Origin of the sequence: Streptomyces bacillaris, from assembly GCF_003268675.1 — a bacterium.
GTDB lineage: Bacteria > Actinomycetota > Actinomycetes > Streptomycetales > Streptomycetaceae > Streptomyces > Streptomyces bacillaris.
Genome location: NZ_CP029378.1, coordinates 6,798,551 through 6,810,814, shown reverse-complemented (window position 1 = coordinate 6,810,814; position 12,264 = coordinate 6,798,551). Strand labels below are relative to the sequence as shown.

The window sequence follows — 12,264 nt, the reverse complement described above, 5'->3', positions numbered from 1 at the left end:
GCTAGTCGCGGGCCGCGGTCAAGTGTTCCGCGTGTTCTTGGAGTGAGCGGACGCCGACTCCGCCGTGGTTGAGGGCGTCGATGCCCTGAACAGCGGCGGCCAGGGCCTGGACGGTGGTCAGGCAGGGCACGGAGCGGGAGACGGCGGCGGTGCGGATCTCGTAGCCGTCGAGACGGCCGCCGGTGCCGTAGGGGGTGTTGACGATGAGATCGACCTGCCCGTCGTGGATGAGCTGGACGATCGTCTTCTCACCGTTGGGCCCCGGCCCCTCGGACTGCTTGCGCACAATCGTGGCGTTGATCCCGTTGCGCTTCAGCACCTCGGCGGTGCCGGAGGTGGCCATCAGCTCGAAGCCGTGCGCGACCAGCTCCCGGGCGGGGAAGATCATCGAGCGCTTGTCCCGGTTGGCCACCGAGATGAACGCCCGCCCACTGGTGGGCAGGGGGCCGTAGGCGCCGGCCTGGGACTTGGCGTAGGCGGTGCCGAAGACCGAGTCGATACCCATCACCTCACCCGTGGAGCGCATCTCCGGGCCGAGGACCGTGTCGACGCCGCGGCCGTGGATGTCACGGAACCGCGACCAGGGCATCACGGCCTCCTTGACAGAGATCGGCGCGTCCAGCGGCAGGGTGCCGCCGTCGCCGGTCTTGGGCAGGAGCCCTTCGGCGCGGAGTTCCGTGATGGTGGCACCGAGGGAGATGCGGGCGGCGGCCTTGGCGAGCGGGACGGCGGTCGCCTTCGAGGTGAAGGGCACCGTGCGGGAGGCACGCGGGTTGGCCTCCAGGACGTAGAGGATGTCCCCCGACAGCGCGAACTGGATGTTGATCAGCCCGAGGACGCCGACGCCCTTGGCGATGCCCTCGGTGGAGGCGCGCAGCCGCTTGATGTCGAAGCCGCCGAGCGTGATCGGGGGCAGGGCGCAGGCCGAGTCACCGGAGTGGATCCCCGCCTCCTCGATGTGCTCCATCACACCACCGAGATACAGCTCATGACCGTCGTACAACGCGTCCACGTCGATCTCGATGGCGTCGTCGAGGAACCGGTCCACCAGGACCGGGCGAGTGGGGCTGATCTCGGTGGACTCCGCGATGTACGACTCCAGCCGGGCCTCGTCGTAGACGATCTCCATGCCGCGCCCGCCGAGGACGTAGGACGGGCGGACGAGGACGGGGTAGCCGATCTCGTCGGCGATGGCCTTGGCGGCGGCGAAGGTGGTGGCCGTCCCGTGCTTCGGGGCGGGCAGCCCGGCCTCGGCCAGGACCCGGCCGAAAGCACCCCGGTCCTCAGCCGCGTGGATCGCCTCCGGGGAGGTGCCCACGACGGGCACCCCGTTGTCCTTCAGCGCCTGGGAGAGGCCGAGCGGTGTCTGGCCGCCGAGCTGGACGATGACTCCGGCGAGGGGGCCGGCGAGGGATTCGGCGTGGACGATCTCCAGGACGTCCTCCAGCGTGAGCGGCTCGAAGTAGAGCCGGTCGGAGGTGTCGTAGTCCGTGGAGACGGTCTCCGGGTTGCAGTTCACCATCACCGTCTCGAAGCCCGCATCACTCAGGGCGAAGGAGGCGTGGACGCAGGAGTAGTCGAACTCGATGCCCTGCCCGATCCGGTTGGGGCCCGAGCCGAGGATGATCACCGCGGGCTTGGTGCGGGGGGCGACTTCGGTCTCCTCGTCGTAGGAGGAGTAGAAGTACGGGGTCTTCGCCGCGAACTCGGCGGCGCAGGTGTCGACCGTCTTGTAGACCGGGCGGATGCCGAGGGCGTGGCGGACCTCGCGGACGACGTCCTCGCGCAGCCCGCGGATCTCCCCGATCTGGACGTCGGAGAACCCGTGCCGCTTCGCCTCCGCGATCAGGTCGGCGTCCAAGCGCTCCGCAGTGGCCAGCTCGTCGGCGATCTCCTTGATCAGGAAGAGCTGGTCGACGAACCAGGGGTCGATCTTCGTCGCCTCGAAGACCTCCTCCTGGGAGGCTCCAGCACGGATCGCCTGCATGACCGTGTTGATACGGCCGTCGGTGGGGCGGACCGCTTCGGCGAGCAGCTCGGCCTTGTCACCCGGCTCGCCGGTGAAGGCGAACTGCGAACCCTTCTTCTCCAAAGAGCGCAACGCCTTCTGGAGGGCCTCGGTGAAGTTCCGGCCGATCGCCATCGCCTCCCCCACCGACTTCATCGTCGTCGTCAGCGTCGAATCAGCCGAGGGGAACTTCTCGAACGCGAAACGCGGCGCCTTCACCACCACATAGTCGAGGGTCGGCTCGAAGGAGGCCGGGGTCTTCTCGGTGATGTCGTTGGGGATCTCGTCCAGGGTGTAACCCACCGCGAGCTTCGCGGCGATCTTGGCGATCGGGAAACCCGTCGCCTTCGACGCCAGAGCCGAGGAGCGGGAGACACGCGGGTTCATCTCGATCACGATGACCCGCCCGTCGGCGGGGTCGATCGCGAACTGGATGTTGCACCCGCCGGTGTCCACCCCGACCTCGCGGATGATCGCGATCCCGACATCCCGCAGCCGCTGGTACTCCCGGTCGGTCAGCGTCATCGCCGGGGCGACAGTGATCGAGTCACCGGTGTGGACACCCATCGGATCGAAGTTCTCGATGGAGCAGACGACCACGACGTTGTCGTTCTTGTCGCGCATCAGCTCCAGCTCGTACTCCTTCCACCCCAGAATCGACTCCTCCAACAACACCTCCGTGGTCGGGGAAAGGGTGAGGCCCTGGCCGGCGATCCGGCGCAGCTCCTCCTCGTCGTGGGCGAAGCCGGAACCCGCACCGCCCATCGTGAAGGAGGGGCGCACCACGACCGGGTAGCCGCCCAGGGTGTCCACCCCGGCCAGGACGTCGTCCATGGAGTGGCAGATGACCGAGCGGGCGGACTCGCCGTACCCGATCTTCGCCTTCACCGCCTCCACGACGCCCTTGAACAGGTCGCGGTCCTCGCCCTTGTTGATCGCCTCAACATTCGCGCCGATCAGCTCGACACCGTACTTCTCCAGCACACCCTGCTCATGCATCGAGATCGCCGTGTTCAACGCCGTCTGACCACCCAGGGTGGGCAGGAGCGCGTCGGGGCGCTCCTTCGCGATGATCTTCTCGACGAACTCCGGCGTGATCGGCTCCACATACGTGGCATCAGCGATCTCGGGGTCGGTCATGATCGTGGCCGGGTTGGAGTTCACCAGAATGACCCGCAACCCCTCCGCCTTCAGAACACGGCAGGCCTGGGTACCGGAGTAGTCGAACTCGGCGGCCTGACCGATGACGATCGGACCCGAGCCGATGACCAGGACGGACTGGATATCGGAGCGCTTAGGCACGCTGGCCCTCCATCAGAGAAACGAAACGGTCGAACAGGTAGGCGGCATCGTGGGGACCGGCCGCCGCCTCGGGGTGGTACTGCACACTGAACGCCGGGCGGTCCAACAGGTGCAGGCCCTCGACCACCTGATCGTTCAGACACACATGCGAAACCTCGGCCCGGCCGAACTCCGTATCGGACACCCGGTCCAACGGGGCATCCACAGCGAAGCCGTGGTTATGCGCGGTCACCTCGACCTTGCCCGTCGTACGGTCCTGCACCGGCTGATTGATCCCCCGATGCCCGTACTTCAACTTGTACGTACCAAACCCCAGCGCCCGGCCCAGAATCTGATTACCGAAACAGATACCGAACAGCGGGGTGGAGCGCTCCAGCACACCACGCATCAACGCCACCGGGTGATCGGCGGTCGACGGGTCACCGGGACCGTTGGAGAAGAACACCCCATCCGGCTCCACCGCGTACACATCCTCCAAGGTGGCCGTCGCGGGCAGCACATGCACCTCGATGCCCCGCTCCGCCATCCGGTGCGGCGTCATCCCCTTGATACCGAGGTCGATCGCGGCAACGGTGAACCTCTTCGCCCCGATCGCCGCAACGACATACGCCTCCTCCGTCGCCACCTCGGCCGACAGATCCGCACCCGCCATCTCAGGAGCCTGACGCACCCGGGCGAGCAAGGTGCCCTCATCCGCGATCGCGTTACCGGAGAAGATCCCCACCCGCATCGCACCCCGCTCCCGCAAATGACGCGTCAGGGCACGGGTGTCCACACCACTGATCCCGACCACACCCTGCGCCGCCAACTCCTCATCCAACGACCGCTGGGAGCGCCAATTGGACGGCCTACGCGCAGGATCACGGACCACATAACCCGAAACCCAGATACGACCCGACTCAGGATCCTCATCATTCACACCGGTGTTCCCGACATGCGGAGCCGTCATCACCACCACCTGCCGGTGATACGACGGATCCGTCAACGTCTCCTGATAACCCGTCATCCCCGTCGAGAACACCGCTTCACCGAAGGTCTCCCCCACAGCCCCATAAGCACGACCACGAAAGGCGCGACCGTCCTCCAGGACGAGTACGGCGGGGGTCCGGTCCCCCCGGGTGGAGATCGTCATCGTGCGGTGCCTTCCGTAGTGGTGCTGGTGAGGTGGTTGACGGCGTCGATCCAGGCCTGGTGCTCGGCGGCGTGGTCGGAGCGGAAGCCGGAGTCGATCAGGGTCTCGCCGTGTGCCCAGGTGATGATCAGCAGGCCGCCCTCGGGGAGGACCTTGCCGGCGAGCGCCTTGTCGAGCCGGGCCTCGCGCAGGGACTCGGCCGGGATGAAGAAGTCGCTCGCGCCGGGGCGTACGACGTCCAGGCCGCGGGCCGTGAGCCTCAGCTCGACCCGGCTGCGGGTGCCGAGGCCGTGGGCGACGATCCGGTCGAGCCACTGGCCCGCCGTGGTGGAGGCGTGGTAGCGCCCCTCCAGCGTCAGCAGCGTCTCGTCGGCGGCGAAGCCCTCGGGCGTGGCCGCCAGCTCGGGCAGGTCGGACTGGAGCCGTCCGCGCCATTTCCAGCCCTGGCGCATCAGCCAGTAGACGAGGGCGATGAAGACCAGCAGGCCGATCACCCAGGCGATGCGGGCGGACCAGTCCGTCACTTCCGCCGACTTCTGCTCGGCGGCCAGGAGGTACAGGGGGGTCAGTGTTGTCACGCGAGCTTCCCGTCGACGACCGTGGCACGGCCCCGCAGGAAGGTGTGGGTGACGCGGCCCGGCAGCTCGCGCCCCTCGTAGGGGGTGTTACGGCTGCGGGACGCGAAGCCCGCGGGGTCCACGGCTCCACGGTATGCCGGATCGACCAGCGTGAGGTTGGCGGGCTCACCCGCCGAGACGGGACGGCCGTGTCCTTCGAGCCGGCCGATGGCCGCAGGGCGGAACGACATGCGGTCCGCGACGCCCGCCCAGTCGAGCAGACCGGTGTCCACCATCGTCTGCTGGACGACGGAGAGCGCGGTCTCCAGGCCCACCATGCCCATGGCGGCGGCCGCCCACTCGCAGTCCTTGTCCTCGTGCGGGTGCGGGGCGTGGTCGGTGGCGACGCAGTCGATGGTGCCGTCAGCGAGGGCCTCGCGCAGGGCCATGACATCGGCTTCCGTGCGCAGCGGCGGGTTCACCTTGTAGACGGGGTTGTAGGTGCGGACCAGCTCGTCCGTGAGGAGGAGGTGGTGCGGGGTGACCTCGGCGGTGACGTTCCAGCCCTTGGACTTGGCCCAGCGGACGATCTCCACGGAGCCGGCGGTGGAGAGGTGGCAGATGTGGACGCGGGAGCCGACGTGGGCGGCGAGGAGGACATCGCGGGCGATGATCGACTCCTCCGCGACGGCGGGCCAGCCGCCGAGGCCGAGTTCGGCGGAGACGATGCCCTCGTTCATCTGGGCGCCCTCGGTGAGGCGGGGCTCCTGGGCGTGCTGGGCGACGACGCCGTCGAAGGCCTTCACGTACTCCAGGGCGCGGCGCATGATCACCGCGTCGTCGACGCACTTGCCGTCGTCGGAGAAGACCTTCACCCCCGCGGCCGAGTCGTGCATCGCGCCGAGTTCCGCGAGCTTCTTGCCCTCCAGGCCGACGGTGACGGCGCCGACGGGCTGGACGTCGCAGTAGCCGGACTCCTTGCCCAGGCGCCAGACCTGCTCGACGACACCGGCGGTGTCGGCCACGGGGAAGGTGTTGGCCATGGCGTGGACGGCGGTGAAGCCACCGGCCGCCGCGGCCTTGGTACCGGTGAGGACGGTCTCGGAGTCCTCGCGGCCGGGCTCGCGCAGGTGGGTGTGGAGGTCGACGAGGCCCGGCAGCAGGATCTGGCCGGCCGCCTCGATGACGGTGGCGCCGTCCGGGGCCTCGATGCCGGTGCCGACCTCGGCGACGGTCTCGCCGTCGATCAGCACGTCCTGCGGCTCACCGCCGAGGATGCGCGCACCGCGGATAAGGATCTTGCTCATGGTTACTTGGTCTCCTCGGTACGGGCGGGGGCCTCGGTACGGGCAGGGCTCTCGGGACGGGCAGAGCCTTCGGGACGGGCGGGGGCCGACAGGGCGGTGTCGGAGCCGCCGAGCAGCAGGTAGAGGACGGCCATCCGGATGGAGACGCCGTTGGCGACCTGCTCGACGACCGTGCAGCGGTCGGAGTCGGCCACCTCGGCGGTGATCTCCATGCCCCGGACCATCGGGCCGGGGTGCATGACGATGGCGTGCTCGGGCATCTTGGCCATGCGCAGGCCGTCGAGGCCGTAGCGGCGGGAGTACTCGCGCTCGGTCGGGAAGTAGGCGGCGTTCATCCGTTCGCGCTGCACACGCAGCATCATCACCGCATCGGACTTCGCCAGCACGTCGTCCAGGCTGTAGCTGACGTCGCAGGGCCACTGTTCGACGCCGACGGGCACCAGGGTGGGCGGGGCCACCAGGGTGACGTGGGCGCCCAGGGTGGTGAGCAGGTGGACGTTGGAGCGGGCGACGCGGCTGTGCAGGATGTCGCCGACGATCGTGATGCGGCGGCCTTCCAGGTCCCGGCCGAGACCGGTGTCGGCCCCGACGAGGCGGCGGCGCATGGTGAAGGCGTCCAGCAGGGCCTGGGTGGGGTGCTCGTGGGTGCCGTCGCCGGCGTTGACCACGGCCCCGTCGATCCAGCCGGAGGTGGCGAGGCGGTAGGGGGCGCCGGAGGAGCCGTGCCGGATGACGACGGCGTCGGCGCCCATCGCCTCCAGGGTCAGCGCGGTGTCCTTCAGGGACTCGCCCTTGGAGACGGAGGAGCCCTTGGCGGAGAAGTTGATGACGTCGGCGGAGAGCCGCTTGGCGGCGGCCTCGAAGGAGATGCGGGTCCGGGTCGAGTCCTCGAAGAAGAGGTTGACGACGGTACGGCCGCGCAGGGTCGGGAGCTTCTTGATCGGCCGGTCCGCGACCCGGGCCATCTCCTCGGCGGTGTCGAGGATCAGGACGGCGTCGTCGCGGGTGAGGTCGGCGGCCGAGATGAGGTGGCGCTTCATCTGGGGTTCTCCGGTGGCTGGAGGAGGGTTGAAGGCATACGGGCGCGCAGGAGCGGACGTACGTCCCCCGGAAGGGCGTACGGCGGGTCGTGGGGCTACTGCTCGTCCGCGGGCGCGGCCTGCTGGACACCGAGCAGCACGGCGTCGCGGCCGTCCTCCTCGGCGAGCTGGACCTTGACCGTCTCCCGCAGCGACGTGGGGAGGTTCTTGCCGACGTAGTCGGCGCGGATCGGGAGTTCGCGGTGACCGCGGTCGACGAGGACCGCGAGCTGCACGGCGCGCGGGCGGCCGATGTCGCCGAGCGCGTCGAGCGCGGCGCGGATCGTGCGGCCGGAGAAGAGCACGTCGTCGACGAGGACGACCAGCTTCCCCTCGATGCCCTCGCCGGGGATGTCGGTACGGGCCAGGGCCCGGGCGGGGCGCAGCCGCAGGTCGTCGCGGTACATGGTGATGTCGAGGGAGCCTACCGGCATCTTCCGGCCGGTGATCTCCTCGAGTTTGTCGGCGAGCCGGCGGGCGAGGAAGACGCCCCGCGTCGGGATGCCGAGCAGCACCACGTCGCCGGCGCCCTTGGCGCGTTCGACGATCTCGTGGGCGATACGGGTCAGAACACGGGCGATGTCGGGGGCCTCGAGAACGGGGCGTGCCGCGTTGCCGGTGTCGTCGTGCTGTGCGTCCATAAGAAACGGACCTCCTTCTCCGCCTCACGGGACGGACCTTAAAGGACGTCGAAATTACGTCATCCACGGTATCAGGGCTTGCGTGAGGCCCTGGCCCCGCCCCCTGCAGGTACCGGGTCCGGCCCATTCGGCTTGACGCAGCCAAGTAACGCTGCGTAACCTCACAGTGAGTTACCAGCCACGCGGCGGAGCCGCACACTGTTCCAGCGTCCGGGGAGCCATATGTCCAGCGAATACGCAAAACAGCTCGGGGCCAAACTCCGTGCCATCCGCACCCAGCAGGGCCTCTCCCTCCACGGCGTGGAGGAGAAGTCACAGGGTCGCTGGAAGGCCGTCGTGGTCGGTTCGTACGAGCGCGGCGACCGTGCCGTGACCGTACAGCGCCTCGCCGAGCTGGCGGATTTCTACGGGGTCCCGGTGCAGGAGCTGCTGCCCGGCACGACTCCGGGCGGGGCCGCCGAGCCGCCGCCGAAGCTCGTCCTGGACCTGGAGCGCCTCGCCCACGTCCCGCCGGAGAAGGCCGGTCCGCTGCAGCGCTACGCGGCGACCATCCAGAGCCAGCGCGGTGACTACAACGGCAAGGTGCTCTCGATCCGCCAGGACGACCTGCGCACCCTCGCCGTGATCTACGACCAGTCGCCGTCCGTGCTCACGGAGCAGCTGATCAGCTGGGGCGTGCTGGACGCGGACGCGCGCCGCGCGGTCTCCCACGACGAGAGCTGAGAAACGGCGAGACCCGAGGCCAACGGTCACGGGCGAGAGCCGAGACCTTCGAGTCCTGGGACCGGCGTCCGCATGAGGCGCCGCCCCGCAGCAGAAACGTGCCGCCGGGTCGGCGGGAGCCTTCGGGCCCCCGCCGACCCGGCGTTTTCGTGACCCGTACTCCCCCGGGACGTTCCCCGGAGGTACGCCGAAGGGCCCACGGTCGGCTGACCGTGGGCCCTTCGTGGCGTGCGCGTGGCGGAGCGGCCCCGCACGGGGGCGGGCTACTGCTCCCGGCGGAGGTTCGGCTTGAGGTCCTTGAAGCGGGCCAGCAGGCCGTTCACGAACGACGGGGAGTCGTCGGTGGAGAACTCCTTGGCGAGCTGGACCGCCTCGTCGATCACCACGGCGTCCGGGGTCTCGTCCATCCAGATCAGCTCGTAGGCGCCGAGCCGGATGATGTTGCGGTCGACGACCGGCATGCGGTCGATCTCCCAGTCCACGGCATAGGTGACGATGAGGTCGTCGATCCGGTCCGCGTACTCCGCGTACCCCTCGACCAGTTCCATCGTGAATTCACCGACCGGCGGCTGACGGTCGTCGGTCCGCGAGTGCCGGACCCAGTCCGCGAGGACACTGCGCACGGACTCGCCGCGCTGGTCGGCCTCGAAGAGGATCTGGAAGGCGCGCTTGCGGGCCTTGTTCCGGGCAGCCACGGTTAGCTGTTCACCCGGCCGAGGTAGTCGCCCGTGCGGGTGTCGACCTTGATCTTCTCGCCGGTGGTGATGAAGAGCGGCACGCCGATCTCGTAACCGGTCTCCAGGGTGGCGGGCTTGGTGCCGCCGGTGGAGCGGTCGCCCTGGACGCCCGGGTCCGTGTGCTGGATGGTCAGCTCGACGGCGGCGGGCAGCTCGACGTAGAGCACCTCGCCCTCGTACTGGGCGACGGAGGCGGTGAAGCCCTCGATCAGGAAGTTGGCGGCGTCGCCGACGGCCTTGCGGTCGACCATGAGCTGGTCGTACGTGTCCATGTCCATGAAGACGAAGTACTCGCCGTCCATGTACGAGAACTGCATGTCGCGGCGGTCGATGGTGGCCGTCTCGACCTTCACGCCGGCGTTGAACGTCTTGTCGACGACCTTGCCGGAGAGCACGTTCTTGAGCTTGGTGCGCACGAAGGCGGGGCCCTTGCCGGGCTTGACGTGCTGGAACTCGACGACGGACCAGAGCTGGCCTCCGTCGAGCTTGAGCACCAGGCCGTTCTTGAGGTCGTTCGTGGAAGCCACGGTTGCGGAATCTCCTGGACTGAAGCTGGTGGAACGACCGGGGATGCGCGCTAGAGCGCGAGCAGTTCCTTGGTCGTCATGGTGAGTAGCTCGGGTCCGCCGTCCGCCTCGGGGCGCACGACGAGCGTGTCATCGATCCGGACACCGCCCCGGCCCGGGAGGTGGACCCCCGGTTCGACGGTGACCGGCACACAAGCGTCCAGTTTACCCATGGCTGTCGGTGCCAATTGCGGGTCCTCCTCGATTTCGAGCCCCACACCGTGTCCGGTCCACGGCTGGAGGCCCTCCCCGTACCCCGCCGACTCCAGCGGATGACGGGCCGCGCGGTCCACCTCGCGGTAGGCGGCGCCGGGTGCGAGGGCCTCCCGGCCGCCCCGCTGAGCGGCGAAAACGAGGTCGTACAGCTCGATCTGCCACTCGGCGGGGGCGGTGCCGATGACGAAGGTACGGCCGATCTCGCAGCGGTAGCCGTGGTAGCTCGCGCCGAGGCGGACGGAGAGGAAATCGCCCTCCTCCACCCGGCGGTCCGTGGGACGGTGGCGTCCCTGGCCGGAGTTGGGGCCGGTGGCGACGGAGGTGGCGAAGGCGGGGCCGTCCGCTCCGTGGTCGACAAGGCGGCGCTCCAGCTCCAGGGCGAGATGGCGTTCGGTGCGGCCGACGAGGATCGATTCGAGGAGTTCACCAAGGGCCTGGTCGGTGATCTCGGCGGCGATCCGCAGACAGCCGATCTCCTCCTCGTCCTTGACGATCCGCTGCTGTTCCACGGTGAAGCCCAGATCGGCCAGGAGCAGGCGCGGTGCGGCCTTCGCCATGGCCCGGTGCCGGGCCACGGTCAGGTCGTGCTCCTCCACGGCGAGCGAATCCGCCCCGGAGGCGGCGGCGAGACCGGCGGCCTCCACCACCGGGTCCCCGTCCGGTACGGGCAGGACGTCGACCCGGAGCGCCTCGTCGGGGCGCCCGTGGCCGGACTCGCCGCTCGGGGCGCGGGGGCAGAGCAGGACGTCCTCGCCGGGGCCGAGCAGCAGCACGGCGCCGGGAGGCGCTCCGCCCGCGAGATAGCGGACGTTGGCGGGGCGGGAGACCAGCGCGGCCGCGGACCCCGCGGCGGCGCACCGGTCGCGGAGCAGCCCGCGTCGGACGGCGTGCACCTCAGACATGCTCCGAGCGTACGAGCGGGAGCGGCTCCTCGCTCGGTCGGCGCAGCCGACCGGGGGGACGGGCGCGGGGGCCGCCGCTCCGGCCGGCCGCTACCAGGCGGGCGGGGAGGCGATGGAGCGGGCCAGCACGTCGTCCAGGACCCGGGCCGTGGTCTCCACGTCGTACGTCGAGTTGTCGATGATCGGGAGGCCGGAGCCGTACCAGCCGGCCATCCGGCCGTGGATGCGGGCGACCTCCTCGTCGGAGAGGCGGCGGTTGCCGCTGCGGGCGGCGTTGCGCTCCAGGACGACCTCCAGGCCGGGGAGCAGCACGACGGGGAGCAGCCCGGGCCCCACATGGCGCTTCCAGCCGCCGAGGCCGACGACCGGGCGGTCGGGGAAGACGGCGTCGTCGAGGATGCAGGAGATGCCGTTGGCGAGGAAGTTACGGGCGGCGAAGCCGCAGGTGCGGCGGGCCAGCCGGTACTGGGCCTCGGAGTGGTCGTTCCAGCCCGCCTGCGGGTCGGCGAACCCGGAGCAGACCCACTCGCGGACGTCGTCCAGGGACACATGCGCGGTGGGCACCCGGCGGCGGGCCGCCCAGAGCCGGGCCACGGTGGTCTTGCCCGCACCGGCCGGCCCGATCAGCAGCACGGCGAGCGTGGCACTGCCGGTGCCCGGCTCGGCGGGCGGCGCGGGGAGCGGGACGGGCCCGCCCGGGGGCAGCTGGACATGCCCGGTGACCTGCCCGCCGGAGGGCGGCGGGGTGGGCCCGGTGCCGCCCCAGCCGTAGAGCTGGGCCTGCGGCTGCGACGCGTGCCCCTGGGCCGGCCCCTGCGGGGCCTGAGTGGGGGCGGGAGGCGGCGGGGCGTGGCCCGGAGCGGGGTGCTGGGGGCCTGGCCGGGTGCGGGCGGCTGGGCAGCCGGGCCGGGGGGCGAGGGCTGCGAGACGTGACCGTGCGCCTGGGGCTGCGGAGCCTGACCGGGGCCTTGGGGCTGAGGCGCCTGGCCGGGCGCGGGCGGCTGGGCGGGGTGACCGTGCGCCGGGGGCTGGTGACTCCGGCCGGTGGTGGCCTGGGGCTGAGGCGCCTGCCCAGGAGCCGGAGGCTGAGCACC

At 70.2% G+C, this 12,264-nt stretch carries 10 protein-coding genes and 1 pseudogene; 1 reads left to right on the top strand and 10 read right to left on the bottom strand.

Going from position 1 to position 12,264, the window contains the following annotated elements; genetic code table 11:
- Position 1: 1 nt before the first annotated feature.
- The 6 genes from carB to pyrR form a co-directional block, all read right to left on the bottom strand.
- A complete protein-coding gene (gene carB / locus DJ476_RS29740) occupies positions 2 to 3,310 on the bottom strand; it encodes a carbamoyl-phosphate synthase large subunit (protein WP_112491942.1) in 3,309 nt (1,102 codons plus the stop codon).
- Positions 3,303 to 4,442 (bottom strand): glutamine-hydrolyzing carbamoyl-phosphate synthase small subunit, encoded by a 1,140-nt coding sequence (gene carA / locus DJ476_RS29735; RefSeq protein WP_112491941.1) that lies wholly within the window; start codon positions 4,440 to 4,442, stop codon positions 3,303 to 3,305. The genes carB and carA overlap by 8 nt, the downstream gene beginning before the upstream one ends.
- A complete protein-coding gene (locus DJ476_RS29730) occupies positions 4,439 to 5,020 on the bottom strand; it encodes a PH-like domain-containing protein (protein WP_103421695.1) in 582 nt (193 codons plus the stop codon). The genes carA and DJ476_RS29730 overlap by 4 nt, the downstream gene beginning before the upstream one ends.
- Complete coding sequence (locus DJ476_RS29725) at positions 5,017 to 6,306, bottom strand: dihydroorotase (protein ID WP_112491940.1); 1,290 nt, start codon at positions 6,304 to 6,306, stop codon at positions 5,017 to 5,019. The genes DJ476_RS29730 and DJ476_RS29725 overlap by 4 nt, the downstream gene beginning before the upstream one ends.
- Before the next feature lie 2 nt (positions 6,307 to 6,308).
- On the bottom strand, positions 6,309 to 7,346 hold the full coding sequence (locus tag DJ476_RS29720; RefSeq protein ID WP_103421697.1) for an aspartate carbamoyltransferase catalytic subunit: 1,038 nt from the start codon (positions 7,344 to 7,346) through the stop codon (positions 6,309 to 6,311).
- A gap of 95 nt (positions 7,347 to 7,441) precedes the next feature.
- Positions 7,442 to 8,026, bottom strand: a complete 585-nt coding sequence (pyrR, locus tag DJ476_RS29715) for a bifunctional pyr operon transcriptional regulator/uracil phosphoribosyltransferase PyrR (RefSeq protein ID WP_112491939.1) — start codon at positions 8,024 to 8,026, stop codon at positions 7,442 to 7,444.
- A gap of 222 nt (positions 8,027 to 8,248) precedes the next feature.
- Here pyrR and bldD point away from each other — a divergent pair, with 222 nt between their 5' ends.
- Positions 8,249 to 8,749 (top strand): transcriptional regulator BldD, encoded by a 501-nt coding sequence (gene bldD, locus DJ476_RS29710; RefSeq protein WP_006123181.1) that lies wholly within the window; start codon positions 8,249 to 8,251, stop codon positions 8,747 to 8,749.
- 263 nt (positions 8,750 to 9,012) lie between these two features.
- On the opposite strand, the gene nusB is transcribed toward bldD, so the two are convergent.
- The 4 genes and pseudogenes from nusB to DJ476_RS29690 form a co-directional block, all read right to left on the bottom strand.
- Entirely contained in the window at positions 9,013 to 9,444 is a 432-nt protein-coding gene (gene nusB / locus DJ476_RS29705) for a transcription antitermination factor NusB (protein ID WP_019764385.1), read from the bottom strand.
- A gap of 2 nt (positions 9,445 to 9,446) precedes the next feature.
- Complete coding sequence (gene efp / locus DJ476_RS29700; protein WP_018490319.1) at positions 9,447 to 10,013, bottom strand: elongation factor P; 567 nt, start codon at positions 10,011 to 10,013, stop codon at positions 9,447 to 9,449.
- Between the two features lie 50 nt (positions 10,014 to 10,063).
- Positions 10,064 to 11,170 (bottom strand): M24 family metallopeptidase, encoded by a 1,107-nt coding sequence (locus DJ476_RS29695; RefSeq protein WP_112491938.1) that lies wholly within the window; start codon positions 11,168 to 11,170, stop codon positions 10,064 to 10,066.
- Between the two features lie 90 nt (positions 11,171 to 11,260).
- Positions 11,261 to 12,177 (bottom strand): annotated as a pseudogene (locus DJ476_RS29690) (AAA family ATPase); the annotation flags it as partial.
- Positions 12,178 to 12,264 lie beyond the last annotated feature (87 nt).